The 18,804-nt window shown below is 58.3% G+C and carries 13 protein-coding genes and 1 pseudogene; 6 read left to right on the top strand and 8 right to left on the bottom strand.

Going from position 1 to position 18,804, the window contains the following annotated elements; genetic code table 11:
• Window positions 1-34: 34 nt before the first annotated feature.
• Window positions 35-2,062, bottom strand: a complete 2,028-nt coding sequence (locus tag QMZ18_RS09855) for an NADH:flavin oxidoreductase (protein WP_282606106.1) — start codon at window positions 2,060-2,062, stop codon at window positions 35-37.
• A gap of 152 nt (window positions 2,063-2,214) precedes the next feature.
• The gene (locus QMZ18_RS09850) at window positions 2,215-3,780 is read right to left on the bottom strand and encodes a trimethylamine methyltransferase family protein (protein WP_282606105.1); all 1,566 of its coding nucleotides are present in this window, start codon (window positions 3,778-3,780) and stop codon (window positions 2,215-2,217) included.
• Between the two features lie 196 nt (window positions 3,781-3,976).
• Between QMZ18_RS09850 and QMZ18_RS09845 the strand changes: the two genes are divergently transcribed.
• On the top strand, window positions 3,977-6,457 hold the full coding sequence (locus QMZ18_RS09845) for an FAD-dependent oxidoreductase (RefSeq protein ID WP_282606104.1): 2,481 nt from the start codon (window positions 3,977-3,979) through the stop codon (window positions 6,455-6,457).
• Here the strand turns inward: QMZ18_RS09845 and QMZ18_RS09840 are convergent.
• Window positions 6,438-7,511, bottom strand: a complete 1,074-nt coding sequence (locus QMZ18_RS09840) for a LacI family DNA-binding transcriptional regulator (RefSeq protein WP_282606103.1) — start codon at window positions 7,509-7,511, stop codon at window positions 6,438-6,440. The genes QMZ18_RS09845 and QMZ18_RS09840 overlap by 20 nt on opposite strands.
• Window positions 7,512-7,820: 309 nt before the next feature.
• On the opposite strand from QMZ18_RS09840, the gene QMZ18_RS09835 reads away from it, so the two are divergent.
• The 4 genes from QMZ18_RS09835 to QMZ18_RS09820 all read left to right on the top strand — a co-directional run bounded on the left by QMZ18_RS09835 (window position 7,821) and on the right by QMZ18_RS09820 (window position 13,161).
• On the top strand, window positions 7,821-9,083 hold the full coding sequence (locus QMZ18_RS09835; RefSeq protein WP_282606102.1) for a DegT/DnrJ/EryC1/StrS aminotransferase family protein: 1,263 nt from the start codon (window positions 7,821-7,823) through the stop codon (window positions 9,081-9,083).
• A gap of 196 nt (window positions 9,084-9,279) precedes the next feature.
• The gene (locus tag QMZ18_RS09830) at window positions 9,280-10,236 is read left to right on the top strand and encodes a glycine betaine ABC transporter substrate-binding protein (protein WP_282606101.1); all 957 of its coding nucleotides are present in this window, start codon (window positions 9,280-9,282) and stop codon (window positions 10,234-10,236) included.
• 352 nt (window positions 10,237-10,588) lie between these two features.
• Window positions 10,589-11,638 (top strand): glycine betaine/L-proline ABC transporter ATP-binding protein, encoded by a 1,050-nt coding sequence (locus QMZ18_RS09825; RefSeq protein ID WP_282606100.1) that lies wholly within the window; start codon window positions 10,589-10,591, stop codon window positions 11,636-11,638.
• A complete protein-coding gene (locus tag QMZ18_RS09820) occupies window positions 11,635-13,161 on the top strand; it encodes a proline/glycine betaine ABC transporter permease (protein ID WP_282606099.1) in 1,527 nt (508 codons plus the stop codon). Before QMZ18_RS09825 ends, QMZ18_RS09820 begins: the two co-directional genes overlap by 4 nt.
• A 110-nt stretch (window positions 13,162-13,271) precedes the next feature.
• Here the strand turns inward: QMZ18_RS09820 and QMZ18_RS09815 are convergent, their stop codons facing one another.
• The 5 genes from QMZ18_RS09815 to QMZ18_RS09795 all read right to left on the bottom strand — a co-directional run bounded on the left by QMZ18_RS09815 (window position 13,272) and on the right by QMZ18_RS09795 (window position 17,673).
• Window positions 13,272-14,501 carry a MalY/PatB family protein gene (locus tag QMZ18_RS09815; protein WP_282606098.1) on the bottom strand — a complete coding sequence of 410 codons (1,230 nt, stop codon included), beginning with the start codon at window positions 14,499-14,501 and terminating at the stop codon, window positions 13,272-13,274.
• A gap of 52 nt (window positions 14,502-14,553) precedes the next feature.
• Window positions 14,554-14,685, bottom strand: coding sequence for a hypothetical protein (locus QMZ18_RS09810; protein WP_282606097.1), 132 nt, complete (start codon window positions 14,683-14,685; stop codon window positions 14,554-14,556).
• A gap of 53 nt (window positions 14,686-14,738) precedes the next feature.
• On the bottom strand, window positions 14,739-15,125 hold the full coding sequence (locus QMZ18_RS09805) for a PadR family transcriptional regulator (protein ID WP_282606096.1): 387 nt from the start codon (window positions 15,123-15,125) through the stop codon (window positions 14,739-14,741).
• Between the two features lie 484 nt (window positions 15,126-15,609).
• The gene (locus tag QMZ18_RS09800) at window positions 15,610-16,119 is read right to left on the bottom strand and encodes a GNAT family N-acetyltransferase (RefSeq protein WP_282606095.1); all 510 of its coding nucleotides are present in this window, start codon (window positions 16,117-16,119) and stop codon (window positions 15,610-15,612) included.
• 309 nt (window positions 16,120-16,428) lie between these two features.
• On the bottom strand, window positions 16,429-17,673 hold the full coding sequence (locus QMZ18_RS09795; RefSeq protein ID WP_282606094.1) for an FAD-binding oxidoreductase: 1,245 nt from the start codon (window positions 17,671-17,673) through the stop codon (window positions 16,429-16,431).
• A 145-nt stretch (window positions 17,674-17,818) separates the two neighbouring features.
• On the opposite strand from QMZ18_RS09795, the pseudogene QMZ18_RS09790 reads away from it, so the two are divergent.
• Window positions 17,819-18,655, top strand: a pseudogene (locus tag QMZ18_RS09790) (LysR family transcriptional regulator).
• The last annotated feature ends 149 nt before the right edge of the window (window positions 18,656-18,804 follow it).

Here is an 18,804-nt window from a genome sequence, read left to right as displayed (position 1 = left end):
TTTGACACTCTATAGCGCGTCGACTGCGTAACGGTCAGAAGTTCTTGCAGACCCGCAGGGCATCGAGGATTGCGGCATGCAGGTTGCGGCCGGTGACGGCGTCGCCGATGCGCGCCAGCTGGAACCGGCCGTCCGGGTTATCTGTGCGGAAGGGGTCGGTGCCTTCGATCAGCGCCTGATGATCGAGCTGCCCCAGGTTTTTCGACTGTGATTTGAGCTCGTGATAGAGCGCATCCATGGGCGCGAGACCCTGTTCGACGACCACATGATCGACGAGGCGCTCGGTGATCGACCTGGTGAGGACATGGCGCAGACTAGCGCGCAGCTTGTTGCCGTCGCGGGCAACGGCGGTCAGTTCCTGAAGACAGGAAAAGGTGACGCCGTTGGCTGTCAGATCGCGCAGCGCGACGGCAGATGTGGTGGGGCCGAGGTCGTGCAGAAGAGTCCGGTCCGGGGAGACGATCTCGACGGCGGCGCCCGCACGGGCGAGCGTATCGGCGGTGACTGCCGCCGGGTGATCTCCCACCTCGTCGATCAGAAGAGTATCGCCGGTGATGCGGACTTCACCCGACAGCACGTCCCAGCTGGAGACCGTTAAATCGCTGCCCGGAATGGCGGGCGGTTCGGGCCAGCCGCCGGTCGCGACAATCACCAGATCTGGGGACTCCGACAGGACGTCCTGCGCTTCGACATAGCTGTTGAGGCGGATCTCCACGCCAAGAACGTTGACCTCGGAAATCAGCCAGTCCGCCGCGCCCCAGATCTGCCGGCGGGTCATGCCTTTGGCGGCGAGGTTTAGCTGTCCGCCCAGCCGGTCGGAGGCCTCGAATAAAATGACCTGGTGACCGCGCAGGGCACAGACCCGCGCGGCTTCCAGGCCGCCGGGGCCGCCGCCGATGACGACCGCCTTTTTCCGGCTTTCGGTTTTTTCGATGATGTGAGGCAGAGTTTCTTCACGCCCCGTTGCCGCATTCTGCCCGCAGACGGCGGGCTTGCCCTGATTGACGCGATCCACGCAATAGCCGAGCCCGACACAGGGGCGGATACGGTCTTCTTCGCCGCGCTGCAGCTTGGCGACAAGATAGGGATCGGCCATCTGCGCACGGGTCATTCCAACCAGATCGACATGACCTTCGGCCAGCGCGTGACGTGCTGTGGCAATATCTGCAATGCCCCCGGCGTGCAGGATCGGCAGGCGCACGGCCTGGCGGATGCGGCCGGCAATCCCGAGATGCGGCGCCGCCGGCAGGCCCATGGGCCGCACCCATTCCGCAAGACCGAGATCGTCGTAGGGCGCGCCCGCAAGAATGTTGAGGAGATCGACATGGCCGCTTTGCGCCAGTATCTGCGCCGCCGCGATGCAGTCCTCCGCGCTCAGGCCGTCCTCAATCAGCTCGTCCCCGGTCAAGCGCAGGGACAGGATGAAATCCGGACCGACCTCCGCGCGGACGGCGTCCAGCACCTGCAGGGTCAGACGCAGACGGTTCTCCAGTGCGCCACCGTAATCGTCCTCCCGCAGATTGGTCAGGGGGGAGAGAAACTGGCCGAGAAGATGCGAATGAGACAGCAGCTCGATGCCGTCGAAGCCGCCGTGTTGGCAGCGCCGTGCCGCTGCGGCAAAGTCGTCTGTTACGCGATCGATGTCCTGTTGCTCCATCGCTTTGGGAAAGGAACGGTGCGCGCGTTCGCGAACGCCGGAGGGCGCGAGAACCGGCAGCCAGTGCCCATCGTCCCAGGCAGTGCGCCGCCCCATGTGGGTGATCTGGCACATGATGGCGGCGCCATGCTTGTGCACGCCGTCGGTCAGGCGCTTGAACCAGGGAACGATGCTGTCGTCGCCGGCATAAAGCTGTCCGAAAACCGAGGGACTGTCGGGCGCGATGTTCGTCGAGCCGCCGACCATGGTCAGGGCGACCCCGCCTTTGGCCTTTTCTTCGTGATAGAGCCTGTAGCGATCCCGCGGGTGGCCGTCTTCAACGAAGTTCGGCGCGTGGGACGTGCTGACGATACGGTTGCGCAGGGTCAGATGTTTGAGTTGAAACGGGTCAAGCAGGTCGCCCAAACGCCTTCCTCCGGACAGGGAACTGAGGTCTCAGTCCCAGGTTGAGAGGAGACCTGACGTCAGGCTAATCGTTGTGACCCGGATTCGGTTTCGCCGCAAGCGACCTTTGTTCGGGAAATGGCGACGCTGGTGCCAATTCCTGAAGCCTCCAATCATCCGCCGTCCGGTTTCATGCGTTCTTCCGGCAGCAGGATATTGAAGCGGTCGCGGATCGCCCGGTCGGCGGCGGGATTAATGTAGTCCGGATAGTGGCTGGAGAGGATATCGTCCGCCCGGGTTTTGGCGCGGGTCCAGAGGTCGCTGGCGCCGGCCTCGGCCCAGGTCGTGGGTTCGTTCCGGTCGCCCAGCGTTGGGTAAAAGTAATCCCGCTGCATGGCGTCCATAGTCTGCGCCGCACCCAGGAAGTGGCCCTCGCCGGAGACCGCTTCGCGGATGGTCTCGAAGCCAAGCGTCTCCTCGGTGACCTCGATCCCGCGGATCGCGCGGTGGATGTGGCTGAGCATTTCGTCGTCGGCCACGAAGGCTTCGAAGGAGGCGCCCAGCAGGCTGGCCATCATGCCCGAGGATTCATAGATCATATTGGCACCGCCCAGACCTGCGGCCAGTGCCGACAGCGCCTTTTCCATACCCATCTGGGCATCCACGGCCTTGGCATCGGACATGGAGGACGCCACACCGCTCGGCAGACCAAGGTGGTTGCTGATCTGCCCCGAGGCGGCATTCATGATGGAGATCTCGCCGCCGCCGCCGCAAAAGGCACCGGTTCTGAGGTCGATCACCAGCGGCCAGTTGGAAAAGATCATCGGATAGCCCGGCGCGAAGAGATTGACCAGAATCAGGGCCGCGAGGGTTTCCGCGGTCGACTGCACCAGAAAGCCGGCCGGTGTTGCCGGGGCTGTCGCACCGGACATGGCGGCGACGATGGCATTGATAGGCACGCCGAGGCGGATGCATTCCAGGGTCACGCCGACCGCGTCATCGCCGTAGCGCAGGGGCGAGATCACCGGACTGATATGAGCCTTGCAGAAGGGACGTTCGCGGAATTTGCCTTCGCCGCCGAGGGCCATATCGAACATCTCGATTACCGGTGCGACGTACTCCGGCATGGTAAAGGAGGTGCCGACCGGTTTGGTCGTGCCCGCGAGCAGGGCGTAGGCCGTGTTGATGTCGAGATCGAAGTTGTCGGGGATGTCGGTTGCGACGCAGCAGCGGGTGAACCAGCTGACGTTGGGCAGGGTGTCGATCAGGCGGGCAAAGTCATAGAGGTCGGCCAGGTTCGAGGGGCGGTAGAGGCCGCTGTCCCGGTCGAGGGTCTGGACTGCGGCGCCGCCGGTGCCGAAATAGACCTTGTCGCCGCCGAGCTCGAAATCGTGTTTCGGGTCGCGGCCACGAAAAATAAAGCTTTTGGCCGCGCCGGCGATGATGTCCTCGACCATGGAACGCGGAAAACAAAGACGGCCCTGCTCATTGAGGTGAGCCCCCCGGCTCAGGGCCTGTTCCTGGACGACCGGCGGCACCTCGCTCATGCCGATTTCGCTGAGCACGCGGAAGGCATCGTTGCAGATGGCGGTCAGCTTGTGATCCGACAGCGGGCGGTAGCTGCCGCCCGCCTGGCCTGGAGGACAGGGATCGACTTCCACTTCCGGTGCCAGACGTGCAGCCTTCCGGGCCGCCCGGCCTCCACCGCGACGGCTGATCCTGGTTTCCTCCGACGTCATTGTTTCAAACTCCCGCTCTATGCCGGTGCAGTCTGCCTCAAGTTGGCGCTCCATGCATGATCCCACGCACCGGGTTCAGGAAAACCGAAGGGAGACCCTCAATCTGGCTTAACTTAATTTTTCTGCGTTATTTCCGGCGCCCCGATCGCGCATGCTGTCCGTGACGGTTTGCGTTTTTGGGAAAGAAGGAAGCGGTATGAAATCGCATGCGCGCGTGGTTGTGATTGGCGGCGGCATCGGCGGCTGCAGTGCGCTCTATCATCTGACGCAGGAGGGCTGGAGCGATGTGGTGCTGGTCGAGCGGGACGAATTGACCTCGGGCACCACCTGGCACTCGGCGGCACAGGTGACGAACTTTGGCGGCATCCAGGTCATGGTCGGACTGAAGAGCCACTCGATCCAACTCTACAAGGAACTGGCCGACGATCCGGACTATCCGATCAACTACCACCATGCCACCGGCGGATTGCGCCTGGCCTCGACGCAGGATCATCTGGACGGCTACCGCCACTTCATGTCGCTGGCCAAGGGCATGGGCGTCGAGTTTGAGCTGCTCGATGCGGCGGAGTGCAAGCGGCGTCATCCGCTGATTACCACCGACAATCTGCTGGGGGCACTTTGGGATCCCCTGGACGGCGACATCGATCCGGCGCAGCTCTGCCAGGCGCTGGCGCGCCGGGCACGACACGCAGGTGCCGAGATCTATCGCCACACCCCGGTAACGGACCTCACGCAGAAGCCGGGCGGCGACTGGATCGTCCATACCGAAAAAGGCGATATCCACTGCGAGATGGTCGTCAATGCCGGCGGTTACCGCTGCAACGAGATCTCCGCCATGATGGGCGTGGAGCTGCCGGTCGCCTCCATGGAGCACCAGTACCTGCTGACCGAGCCCATCCCCGAGATCGAAGCCCTGGATTTCCGCGTGCCGCTGTTGCGCTGTCCAACCAACGATTTTTACTCCCGCCAGGAGAAGCACGGCCTTCTGGTCGGCTTCTACGAACAGGACTGCAAAACCTGGGGGCTCGACGGCATCGACCCGAACTTCACCAACGCGCTCTGCCCCGATGACCTGGACCGCTGCATCGACACCATGGAGGGAACCTTCAATCGGCTGCCCTGCCTGCAGGAGGCCGGTATTCATACCATCATCAATGGGCCGATCACCTACACGCCGGACGGCGTGCCGCTGGTCGGGAAGATTCCCGGCAGGCGCAACGCCTGGTGCCTCACCGGTCTGCGCGCCGGACTGGGCGAGGGCGGCGGCCACGGCTGGCTGTTGGCGCAGATGATGGTACAGGGTGAAGCCTGCTACGATACCTGGGCGCTGGATCCCCGCCGGTTCACGCGCTATGCCAATGTCGAATATACGGCATTGAAGGCGATTGAAGACTACCAGAACGAATTCCGCTTCCACATGCCGCACGAGCATCGCCCGGCGGGACGGCCAATGAAGACCACGCCGCTGACCTCCAGCCTGAGGGAGATGGGGGCGGAGTTCGGTGTGGTGAACGGCTGGGAGCGGGCGCTCTACTTCAAGCCCGACCCTGATTTCCAGGAGCAGCATTCCTTCCGCTTCAACAATTGTTTCGAAGTGGTTGCCGCGGAGGTGAAGGCGGTGCAGACCGGGGTCGGCATCATGGAGGTTTCCGGCTTCAACCGTTACGAAATCAGTGGAAGCGGCGTGCGGGACTGGCTCGACGGGATCCTTTGCTCGCGGGTGCCCTCGAAGTCCGGCAAGCTGGCATTGACCTACCTTCTGAATGAACAGGGGAACGTGAAGGGGGAAGCGACCATTGCCAATCTGACGCCGGACCGGGTCGCGCCGGACCAGGTCGCGCCGGACCGGGTCGCGCCGGACCGGGTCGCGCCGGACCGGGTCTGGTACGGATCGGCCGCCGCTGCCGAGTACCACGATTGGGACTGGTTGCAGGAGAGGCTCCCCGCCGACGGCTCGATCAGCATCAGCAACCTGACCAACGACTACACTATCCTGGTGCTTGCCGGTCCCCGGTCCCGAGATCTGCTGGCCAAAGCGGCGCCGCGAAGCGACTGGTCCAAGGCGGCCTTTCCCTGGCTGTCGGTCCGCAAGGTCTTTATCGGCAACGCGGAAGCGATTGCCATGTCCGTCTCTTTCTCCGGTGAACTGGCCTGGGAAGTCCATATCCCCAACGCGCAGCTCGCGCTGGCGTTCCAGCATCTCCGCGAGGCCGGCCAAGCCTTTGGACTCAAGCCATTCGGTCTCTATGCAACGGAATCCATGCGCCTGGAAAAAGGCTTCCGGCACTGGAAGGCGGATTTGATCACGGAGTTCAATCCCTTCGAATCCGGGTTGGAGCGCTTCGTCAAACTGGATAAGACTTTCATCGGCAGGGATGCCCTGGAAAGAATGGTTTCGGACGGACCCCGGCGATGCTTTGCGGCCATGACCCTCGACGGCACCGAGGCACCTGCACAGCCCGGAGATTCCATTCTGCAGGATGACGAAGTCGTTGGGACCGTCACTTCAGCCGGTTGGGGGCACCGTGTCGGAAAAAACATCGCCATGGGCTTCGTCGATCCGTCCGCTGCGCCGATCGGAAGCCGCCTTGCGGTCGAGGTGATCGGCGAGAGCGTCGATGCGGTCGTTTGCGAGCCCTGTCTTTACGATCCGGAGTTCACCATTGTGCGTACTTGAGCATAAGAGCACTACGCGCCCCCGGCGACAGCTCACCCTTGCGGGGCGCCGCCGTGGACTTCCGCACAACGAGCGTGGTCTCAAGGGGCCGCGGCGCTGCGATGCGCTCGCCCTGCAATTTTGCAAGAAGATGCCGTGCCGCCTGACGCCCCATTTTTCCGCGCGGGGTCCGGACGGTTGTGAGCGGCGGCGAGGTTTGGCTTGCCAGCCACATGTCGTCGAAACCGGTGACCGACACGTCGCCGGGGACATTGAAATCCATATCGCGGGCTTCGAACAAGGCGCCGTAGGCGTGCGGCTCCGAACCACAGACAATCACGGTCGGTGGATTGGGCGCGGACATCAGGATGTGAAAAGCATCGCGGCCGGCGTCGGGATCAAACGGACGCTGAAGCAACTGGTCGTCTTCAAGGCTCAGGCCGTGCCGGGTCAAGGCGCTGCGGACTCCTTTCAGACGGGCTTGTGCCCGGTCGTTGTGTGCGATGAAGCCGGAAATCATACCGAAGCGCCGATGCCCGAGGGAAACAAGGTAATCGACCAGGTGCTCTGCGGCCGCGGCATTATCGAAACCGACGCAGTGATCGGTTCGGTTATCGCTCGATACCCAGGTCAGGACGTAGGGGATTCCCTGCTGTTCGATCTGGCGGTAGACCTGCGAATCACGCTGGGCGCCCACAAGCAGCAATCCGTCGACCCCGCTCTCCAGAAAATTTCGGACGTGCACCTGTTCCTGCTGATCGTCGTACTCGGAGCAGGCCACCGCGACCGTATAGCCGGCGCTGCCGATTTCTTTTTGAAAGGCCTCCAGCGGTCCACCGAACAGCATATTGTCGAGCGACGGCATGATGGCGCCGATCATTCTCGTTCTGCGGGAGGCGAGGGCGCGCGCTGCTCCGTTTGGAACATAGCCAAGCTGCTCGATCGCATCTTGAATACGGGTGCGTTTTTCGGGGCGCACACTGGCCGGTTGATTGATAAAACGCGAAACCGTCGCGGGAGAAACGCTGGCCGCTTGTGCAACGTCTTCCAGGGTGATGGTTTCACGCCGTTTCAATCTGAAAGCCTTTCCATCGAGAGCCTCGCTTATTCCGAAAAACCCGGTGCATCGAGCTTTTGCGGTCAACAGGCGATTTTTGCTTCCGGAGGCACAAATGGAAAATCACTCAAACATATCAATGCTAAAGTAAGAAGTGAGCCTCGCTTATTGACTCAATGCTAAACTATGTGATCTCCTCTTGGAAAGAGTGCAAATATGAAAGCGCTTTCAAGATCACGGCGGTGGCAGGCACAGTCGGCTGTGACAGAGACAGGGTTTGTAGGCAATGCAGATGGTCTTCAAACTGACGCCGGAGGCTGACAGGTAATGACGGCCTTGGACGGGCAGTGTGAAACAATGACCGGCGTGGTTTTCGCCGGCGATCTGAGTGCACCGGAGCCGGTTCCAGAAGCTGGAATCGAGGCTGCGGTTGGCCTGTTGCGTGACGGGCGGCTGTTTCGCTACGGCGAGGATCGCAATTCTATTCCCGAAGCCGCCCTGCTTGAGCAGGAATTCGCTGATTATCAGGGCCGGAAGTTCTGTGTCGGCGTGAATTCCGGCGGTTGCGCGCTCTTCATCGCTTTGAAGGCGGCGGGCGTTGAGGCCGGCGACAAGGTTCTGGTGAATGCCTTTACCCTGGCGCCCGTACCCGGCGCTATCTCCCATGCCGGCGGCGAACCGGTTCTTGTCGACATAGACGACCGCTATGTCGTTGATCTTGAGGATCTCGACCGCAAGGCCGCAAGCAGTGGTGCGCGGTTCCTGCTGATGTCCTATATGCGCGGCCATATTCCCGATATGGATGCCGTCGTTGAAATCTGTGCGCGGCACGACATCACGATGATCGAGGACTGCGCCCATACCATGGGTGGGGGCTGGGACGGCCGGCTCACCGGCACATTTGGCAAGGCCGGTTGTTTTAGCGCTCAGACTTTCAAACAGGTCAACTCCGGTGAAGGCGGCCTTATCGTCACCGACGACGAGGATCTTGCGGCACGTGCCGTTCTGCTCTCCGGCAGCTACATGCTGTACGCACAGCACCGCGCTCGACCATCTCTCGAGGTCTTCGACCGTCATCGCTTTACGACACCGAACTGCTCGATGCGGATGTCCGGCCTGGTTGCCGGTATTTTGCGTCCGCAGCTTGCCGAACTGGAGGATCGAAACCTCCGCTGGCGGCACATTTACAACAGGCTGGCCGCAGATCTGGCCGGGATCGAGGGGCTGAACCTGCCGGTGCGGCCGGCAAAGGAAGATTTTGCGCCAACTTCGATGCAGTTTTCCGTGAGCCGTGACGTCCTGGACGACACTCAGCTCGCGCAGTTTATCGATGAGGCTGACGCCCACGGTGTGCACGTGAAATGGTTCGGCGCACCGGATCCCATCGGTTTTACGAGCCGGCATGATCACTGGCGTTATATTGATGGAACACGGGCCGGCAGCGTGCCGAACGCGGATCGGGTGTTAAGCCGCCTTTGCGATTTTCGCCTGCCGCTGTGGCTCAGTGACGAAGACTGTCGGACGATCGCCGCAGTGCTGAGTGAGGCAATCGCAACGGCGCGTGCAAATCGCGTCAGCGCGTGCGCATGAAGAAGACGGTATTTCCGGCAGATATGCTGGAAAGGGCAGATATGCTGGAAAGGGCAGACAAGTTGGGGAATTTGTGCTGTCTGAAAGAGGAGAGGTTGGTGTAGCCGGTCTGGCGAAAAAGAAACCATCGCAGCCGGGTTGGAAAGCGACGATTTAAATAGCGACAACGAAAAGCGCAAAACAGGAGTAAGAGGCAATGAAACTTAACAAAGTACTTTCGAGCGTAGCAGTGGCAGCAGTTCTTGTTGCCGCCGTGCCCGCACAGGCGGCGGATGTCATCATCGGTGTACCGAACTGGCCATCCGTGCGCGTGACGGCACATGTTCTGAAAGTCGTTTTGGAAGATAATCTCGGCTTGGAAGTCGAATTGCAGAACGGCACAAATCCGGTTGTTTTCGAAGCCATGGATTCCGGAGCAATGCATGTGCATCCGGAAGTCTGGCTGCCGAACCAGGCCAACCTGAACAACAAGTTCGTCAATGAAAAGAAAACGGTTCGCGTCAACCCCAACGGCGTTGCCGGTGACCAGGCCATGTGCGTGACCAAGGGTACGGCCGAACGGACCGGAATCTCCGAGCTTTCGGACCTGACCAATCCTGATATGGCCAAGAACTTCGACACCGATGGTGACGGCAAGGGCGAGATCTGGATCGGTGCGGCCGGTTGGGCCTCGACCAACGTCGAGAAAATCCGTGCGAAATCCTATGGCTATTCCGAGACGATGAACCTGAAGGAAATCGACGAGACGCTGGCTCTTGCCGAAGTTGATAACGCGGTCGCTCAGAAGAAGGACATCGTATTCTTCTGCTACACCCCGCATCACATGTTCGCTCTGCACGACCTGGTCATTCTGAAAGAGCCGAAGTACGAAGAAGCCAAGTGGAATGTTATCCAGCCGACGGATGATCCCGAGTGGCTCGAAAAATCCGATGCGGGCGTTGCCTGGAACACCGCCTACCTGCACATCCACTACGCTGCCGAGCTCGAGGAATCTCAGCCGGGTGCGGCTGCGGTTCTGGCAAAGGTGAAACTCGACACCAACACGGTGTCCGCCATGACCTACGCACTCGTGGTCGAGAAGCAGGATCCGGAGGATTTTGCTAAGAAGTGGGTCAGCGAGAACGGCACGCTGGTTGACTCCTGGCTGAACTAGTCTGATCGATCGGTTATGCACCGGGCGCTGCTTTATGGGGGCGTCCGGTGTATCCCATTTGGTCAAGATATCGATCGTACTGGCCGGTTTTGGTCGGTTCGGCAGGTTCAAGTCAAAGCAGTTTGCGCTTAAGTTGATTCAAAATCCGCTGCCTCGCGATCAGCATGCTTCTGATTTCGAACGCGCATTTTGAGACCTTACGTTTCCAGAAAAACGCAAACCGCGATAGAGCGCGATCGTTCTGGGTTGACGCAATCTAAAACGTGAATCGCCCTCTAACTTAATCAGGAGGAGACTGATTCACGTTTTGCTTTGTCGCAAAGCACAGCGATCAGACTCCGGGGGAAGCTAAGTGCCGGAAAATGTAATTGAGCTTGAGGGCGTCTGGAAGATTTTCGGCGAGCGCGCTCAAGAAGCCATGGCTGCCATCAAGGCCCGTGACTTAGGTAAGCCGGAAGTCCTTCAAGAATTTGGGTGTGTCGTTGGAATCGCCGACTGTTCCTTTAACGTGGAGCGCGGCGAAATTTTTTGTGTGATGGGGCTGTCCGGGTCGGGAAAATCGACCATGGTCCGCCACCTCAACCGGTTGATTGAACCGACGGCGGGCAGCATTTCGCTATTGGGCCGGGATATGATATCGCTCGGCGGAGAAGAGCTGCGTGAAATGCGCGCCATGCACATCGGCATGGTGTTTCAGCATATGGCGCTTTTGCCGCACCGCACGGTGCGCGACAACGTCGGTTTTCCGCTTCAGGTGCGCGGCGAACCCAAATCCAAGCGCTGGGAGGTTTCGCAGAAATGCCTCTCCATGGTGAACCTCGACGGCTACGAAGACCGTTTTCCGAGAGAGCTTTCGGGTGGCATGCAGCAGCGCGTCGGTCTGGCACGCGCCCTGGCGTCCGACCCCGAGGTGCTCTTGATGGACGAGCCCTTCTCAGCGCTCGACCCGCTGATCCGCAGGCAGCTTCAGGATCAGTTCATGGCCTTGTCGGTAGAGCTGAAAAAGACGACCGTGTTCATCACGCACGATCTGGATGAAGCGATCCGCATCGGCAACCGCATCGCCATTATGAAGGACGGACGCGTTGTCCAGATCGGCACGCCGGAAGAGATCGTCACCCAGCCGGCTGATGATTATGTGCGGGATTTCGTCGAGGGAATTTCAAAGCTCAAGCTGGTGTTTGCGCACTCCATCATGCTGCCGATCGAGAGTTACCAGCCGAACCAATGGGAAGACCTCAGTAAATCACCCCGGGCACCGCACGGGACAGATCTGGATGAGCTCATCGACATCACGACGACCACGGACCAGCCGATCGTCATTCAGGACGATGACGGTAAGGACGTGGGCGTGATTAACAAAACGACTCTGCTCAAGGGCATTCAGGGAGGCAAGGCATGACCGATACAGGCCTCGAACTCGGGCCCAGAGCCCTCGACAGTTCCGTCGGCGAATTCGTCAAGGAAAAGGGAGATTACTACTCGGCAGAGTTCTCGAAGATTCAGGGCGCGACGGGCTTCGCCTGGTCCTGGAACCCCATGGCCGCCGTGTTCGGACCCCTCTGGGGTGCCTACCGCGGGCTCTGGGGTTTCTTCTGGACCTTCCTGGTCCTGGAGCTCTTTGCGCTGGTTCAGCTGGGGCGCGGCCTTTGGGCCGATCTTGGCGCCAGCAGCCTGGCAAGAGTCGAAAAGCTGACCGCAAACATCGAGGCACGCAGGCAAAAAGCCGCCGAGGCTCTTGCGGCCGGGGACGAAGCAACGGCGGCGTCCTCTACCAAGGTGGCCGATAACCTGGAAAAGGCGGTCGCAAAGGCGCAGGTGGCAGCCGATGCGGCGGCGGCCGATGCCTTTGCCATTCTTTTGGTCGGCATCGCTCTTTTCATCCTCGTAAAGGTCGTCGAAGGCTTCTACGCGAACGTAGCCTACGAAAAGCAGTATCTGCGCTGGCGCACCGATGAAAACACACCGTCGGGCCTGAACACCACGAGCGCGGGATTGGGTGCGCTTCTGCTGTTGGGGATCTGGCCGCTGACGCTCTATCGCTTCACGGTCTCGAAACCGCTCGACATCATCACCGAGTTTCCGGTCAAGAAGGAGTTCTTCACCCCGACGGCCAACTGGATGGAGGGTGGATTCGACTGGCTGGCGAACCAGTTCGGCGGCGTCTTCAAGGGCGTGACCACCTCGATCAAGTGGGTGCTGGACGGACTCGAAGTCATCCTGGTGGATACGCCCTGGCCGGTGGTCATGCTGGTCATCTTCGTGATGGCCTGGCGTCTGGCGGGACCGCGCGTTGCGGTCTTCTCGGCGGCGGCGCTGGCCTATCTGGCCTTCTTCGGGCTGTGGGAAGTCTCCATGGTGACGGTTGCCCTGCTGGGGGCCGCTGCCTTTCTCTGCCTGATCTTCGGAATCCCCCTGGGTATCTGGTTCGGCAAAAGCCAGCGCGCTTACAACGCGGCTCTGCCGATCCTGGATTTCATGCAGACCATGCCGGCCTTCGTCTATCTGATCCCGATCATCGCCTTCTTCGGCACCGGCAAGCCGCCGGGCGTCCTGGCGACGATCATCTTCGCCATGCCGCCGGTCATCCGCCTCACCGCGCTGGGCATGCGGCAGGTTCCGGCGGGCACCAAGGAGGCCGCGGTCGCCTTCGGCTGCACCAAGTGGCAGCTGCTGCGTGATGTGGAGATCCCGCTCGCCATGCCTTCGATCATGACCGGCATCAATCAGACCATCCTGATGTGCCTGTCCATGGTGGTGATCGCATCGCTGATCGGCGCCGGCGGTCTCGGGGCGAACATCCTGGAGGCGCTGCAGTACGCCGCCAAGGGGCAGGGTATGCTCGCGGGTCTCGCGATTCTGTTCTGCGCCATGGTGATCGACCGGATCATCCAGGGCAGCTACAGGCGCTCCGAAAACAAGTAGATCGGACGCAGTTTTGACAAGCCCCGGCTTCCATCGTGAGGCCGGGGTTTTTTCTTTGCGCCGCCGCTCAAATGCCTGGAAGTGTCCGGTGTGAGCTGGAAAGATCTGAGTTAGCAGCAGCTTTGCTTCGTTTTAGCTTCGGCTTTTACAGGAGTTGACCGAATGCCGTCTGTTGAATTTTCGAACACAGCTTTCAATCGCTTAAAGGCGCCTTGGATGTCTGCCCTGGGTGCGGCAATATTCATGCGGGCAAAGTCGACCGCGTTCTGATCGAACCATGTCCCCGGAGAAAACCCAAAGCCAGCTTCCGCGTATTTCTGTTTGAGGTCATCACCAGAAAATCCGGTCTCTGAGAAATCAAACCAGATCTGATAGGTCCCTTCGACCGGGTACATCTTCACCTCTGGCAGTTCTTCCTTCAGGAAGTTTTCGATCCAATCGATACTGTCCTTGAGGTAGATCAGCAGCTCGTCAACCCATTGGGCACCCTTGTCGAAAGCTGCAATGGTGGCGAAGGTGGTGAATGTATTGCCGTGACCCAGATACATGGAATCCGACACGCCATACATGGTGTCATAAAGCTCTGCGTTTTCCGTGTAAATATAGCCGTTCGAAATGCTCTGCATGCCGAAGGTTTTGGCCGGGGACCCGATCAGAGCCACGTGATTTTGAGCGTCGACGGACATCAGGCTTGTAAAGGTGTGGCCTGGATAAATGATATCTGAATGAATTTCGTCACTGATGATGGTTACGCCGTGCTTATTGGCAATCTCCGCAACTTTTTCCATCTCCTCTCTGGTCCAGACACGGCCAACCGGGTTGTGCGGGTTGCACAGGATCATGGCATTCACGTCATCTGCGCTCAGGTTGGTGTTCAGGTCATCGAAATCCATCTCATAGCGACCATCGACGATCTTGAGCGGGCTCTTCACGGCCTTGCGGCCAGCAGAGACAATCACTTTGTTGAACTGGTGATAGGCCGGTGCCTGGAACAGCACGCCGTCACCTTTTTTCGTCAGTTCGCGGATCAGCAGTGCGATGCCGGTCAGAACACCGGGCACCTGAACGAATTTCGCTGCGTCCAGCGTCAGATCGTGGCGCCGTTGATACCAACCTGTGATGGCGGCAAAAACGGCGTCGGAATTGAATTCATAGGCAAACTGCGCGCGGTCCGTGATCCGTTGAAGTTCGGCTTTGATCGGGTTGGCAACGGTAAAGTCCATATCGGCCACCCAGAACGGGGTCACGTCTGTTGTGCCGAATATGTCATTCAGCATCGATTCGCTATAGCGGACGAATGTGTTCTCAACGTCCTTGTTTGATTGATCAAAGTTGCTCATCTTGTGCTCCCTACAGAGTTGTGATCACGCGACAGGAATTGAACCGCGGTCGTCACAACGGATTCTTCAACTGATCCTTCGAAGTAACCAATGCCTTCTGCATCTGTTCACACAGTTCCAATTTTACCTGAAGTGCGGCGTCGCCACTGATGGCATTCGCATTGTTGAGCGCAGTGCGATTCATTCATACTATTTCCTTCGATGCATCGAACTTCGATGCTTTTGGGTAAATTTTTTTTACGAACGCTTCTCAATCATTGTGACGCAGTCTTCCAGAGCCCTGGTGATTTTCATCCATTCGCCCAGGCCAACTTTGAAAGCCTCACGCCCCGTTTGGGTGATGGTATAGATTTTCCGTTCACGGCCTGAAACGATCTCCGACTCGAACGTGACATATCCACCTTCCGTAAACTGCTTGAGAACCGGGTAGATCGTGCCCTCCCTGGGCGAGCAGCAGCCATCTGTTCGCCGTTCGACTTCTTTGGCGATGTCATATCCGTGCAGATCCTGTTCGTTCAAAACGCACAGGATAAAGAACTTCGATAAGCTCATCTTAATCGTACTGTTCCAGTAGACGGGGCTCAGTAGATCGGGAACATCGGCTTGCTTGCGCATATTGTTCATGTATACATCGATGGTCGATGCGTCAAGCCATTGCGTGAAGATAGTTACTTTGATCTCGCCGATACGGTTGCTGACGGCGATATCGCAGACCAGCGTTTAAAATCCCCGCCAGTCCACGCAGCAGATACAGCACCGCTAGCAATAGTTGCGAAGTCTCGCCCAACGACTGCTCAGCACTTCAGACCACCTTACAAAGGGCTATTCCTGGCCACCCCAGCGACCGGCAGAGTCAGCTTTCTGCACACTGCATCCATTCGGCAGATTGGGCTCAACCCAGCCCTTCGATACACCGCGCCAAGTTGCGCTATCATTGGCTCGCCAACGGCGGGTGGTGATGTGGCAGGGTGCGGCGTTCCGAAAAAAAGTAAATCGGACCCAGCTAAGAAAGTCCCCACCTCCATTGTGAGGCCGGGGCACTTTTTCGTCGCTTGCTGCAAGCCGGCTACAGGCTGGAGCTTTTCCCAGCAAAGGCGGTCACTTCACTTCACGGCCTCGGCAACGCGTAAACATCCCGAGCAATGCCATCGGGGAAGGTCTCTCGAACCATAAACACGCCGCCGAGCGACTTAACGAGAGATATTGCGGCTGCGTTCTCATCCTTCATGTAGGTCTGAACCAGTTCCCACTTCATCGTTTGGTAGCCAAAGCGAATGGCAGCCTTCGATGCCTCGGTTGCAAAACCCTTGCGGCGTGCGTGGGGGGCGATCCACCATGTCAATTCAGGTCTCGACCAGCCGTTGTGCAAAAACAACCCGCAGCCGCCGACGACTTCCTTGTCGTTTTTTCGCTCAAGAATCCATGGCCCGTATCCGCGCAGATGCCAATGGCCAACGTCGCGGGCGAGCTTGAGCCAGGCCGCATCAGCAGCTAAGGGGCCGCCATAGAACTTCGAGGCCTCGCCATCGGCATAAAAATCCTGATAGGCTTGCGTATCGCTTTCGCGCGGCGCACGCAGCACCAGTCGCTCGGTTTCCAATGTTGGAATTTGCTGCATTGAAACTCTCGTTAAAAATCGCGATCAGCGCGGTGCCCGGACTCTACTGGAAGTACCGAACGGCAGCAAACGTCACACAGCCTGCAACACGCAGGCATTTTAGGACGTCTGAGAAGGGCTCGAAGCGGTTCCAGAGCGGTCATTGGGATTGGGTGATACGAATGGCTGAATAGCGGACAAGCCACCGGTCTTAATTTGGTTGGGTGATCTACCTACGACATATCTCTCACCGTCACTTATGCAAATAACGGGCATAAAACGGGTAGTCTAAATGCCGATTGTTGCATGATTTGGTTTGTGTCGCCTGCACTAATCGAACCTATTTACTCTGTAGGGACTGATGTTGATGTCAGTCTGTTTCCCTGAAATTAGGTCCGCGACGGTTCTGCCAATTCGAGGCCCCATCGTCAGGCCGATATGTTGACCGCCAAAGGCAAAATAGATCGACGGTGCTTTGGGAGACGGCCCAAGCAAAGGCAGGCTATCAATTGTAGACGGTCGCTGCCCCATCCATTTGGTCTCTCCTTCCCACGTCAAATCAGGATAGACGCGCCGTATCTGCCGTCTGATCGCATCGAACACGCGCTCGTTTGGCACTCCGTCAACGCCACCGAAATCCACTGCACCGCCAAAACACAATCCCTCCTCCATTGGACAAACACCCAAGCCTGTGTCGGGAACATTCAAGACGGCTGGCGGCATATGACTTGCCCCTCTAAGCATCAAGTGATACCCGCGCTCTGACTCCATTGCCGCCTGGTGGCCTAATCGGGAAGCAAAGCGCCCAGACCAGACCCCGGCTGCCAATACCACACGATCCGTTTCAAGCCGTCGACCGTCTGTCAATTCCACGACCGCTTTGCTTTGTTTCAGCTGTCTTATATCGACAGCCTCATTGCACAGAATGTTCCCGCCTGATTGCCGAAAATGATCCGCCAATGCGGTGACATATTTAGAAGGCGAGGTAACAAAGACATAATCGCGCATGGCGGTGGCAAAGATATAGGCGCCTGAGATCGCGGGATCATATGCGTCTATTGCCATGCGATCCCATTCTTCCCAAACTGCGCCATGTTTTTTTCTCAGTTCATTCGAAAAAGTATTCCTGGCGAACTCTTCTCGCGCTCGAAATAGGGTGACGTAAGTCCCACGTTGGAGGAAACGTTCGGCAGCGGTCCCAGCCGCCAGCGCAAAATGCTGTTCATTAGAATCTTGAACCAGCGACGACAGGTCTTTTGCGATCTGATACACCTTCTCGCGCCGGCCATTCCACAGGAACCGAACCAGCCAGGGGATCAGCTGAGGCAAATAGCGCCACCTCAAAAAAAGCAGGGTATCAGGATTGCGCAACATTCCCGGTGCCTGCAAGAAAAGACCCGGCGTGGACACCGGCACGACGCTATTGCGCCCCACAATCCCGCAATTGCCATAGGACGACTGTGTCACGTCACCAGGATGAACCCGATCAACTATCGTGACGTCATGTCCATCACGTCGAAGCCATTCGGCTACAGAAACGCCAGTGATCCCGCCACCTACAACTACTACCTTCATTAACTTCCCCGCTCTAAAAATCCGTTGTTTCCTTCAATCTGGCGATAATTGCGTTCGTGTTGACATGCTGCAAACGAATATCCAGTATAGCTAACATGAATTTCACGAATGTCTGGGTGCAAATGTGAAACTCGAAAGCGATTTGATGCGGTGCTTTGTCACCGTCGCCGATCTGAAGAATTTTACCCATGCTGCAAACGCGTTGGGTCGCACTCAATCTGCCATCAGTGTGCAGATAAAACGTCTCGAAGAAATTGTTGGGAAACCACTATTCGATCGAGGACCACGCGGTGTTACGCTTACCGGCTTTGGGGATGAACTTCTCGTAAACGCTCGGCGAATCGTCAATCTACTCGACGAGACAGCGGCATACATCATCGCACCCTCACTAAAAGGTCAGGTAAGGATAGGTCTTCCAGAAGAATATGGATCAGAGATAGCGTCTCACGCCTTGGCTTTGTTCGGCAAGGTGCACAAGAACGTCGAGGTATTGGTCAGATCGGCCTGCTCAAATGTGCAAAAGCAGGCACTGCAAAAAGGCGAACTAGATCTAGCCGTGATCTTTGATTGGGAGCGCTCGTAACAGAGCGAGATCTTGATGTCTGATCCGACTGTCTGGGCAACATCGGATACCCACAGACTGCACGAACAATCACCACTACCGATTGCTATCTACGATCATGGTAATTGGTCCAAAGACTACGCCATCAGATCTCTACAACTGCGAAAGCGAGAGTTCCGCGTTGTCTATCGTGGTGATACGGGGGCCGCTCTTAAACTTGCTGTGTCCGCAGGGCTTGCGATTGCGCCGCTGTCACGTAGCAAAATCCCTCCAGATTGCCGAGAACTGACGGCGGCCGACGGTTTTGATCAAGTCGACATGACAAATATAGTGCTATGGCGGAACAATGACGCGGCTAGTGAGACTGTATCTGCAATGGAAAAAGCGATACGCTCCGCCTTTCAGGTAAGTTCAGTTTGACGAAGGCGAAAGTGTAAATGCCCGTGACGGGCGTCAATTTCGCCGACTTAAAATCATACGCGCCAAATTGCCCGCCTTCCAAACCGTAGATCTATTTTAGATCGCTCGGTTCAGGCTTGCGGTAAGTCTCCCAAGCTGCAGAATCGAAA

It is taken from the genome of Pelagibius sp. Alg239-R121 (assembly GCF_947331435.1).
Taxonomy (GTDB): Bacteria; Pseudomonadota; Alphaproteobacteria; order Kiloniellales; family Kiloniellaceae; genus Denitrobaculum.
This window is presented reverse-complemented; position numbering and strand designations above follow the sequence as displayed.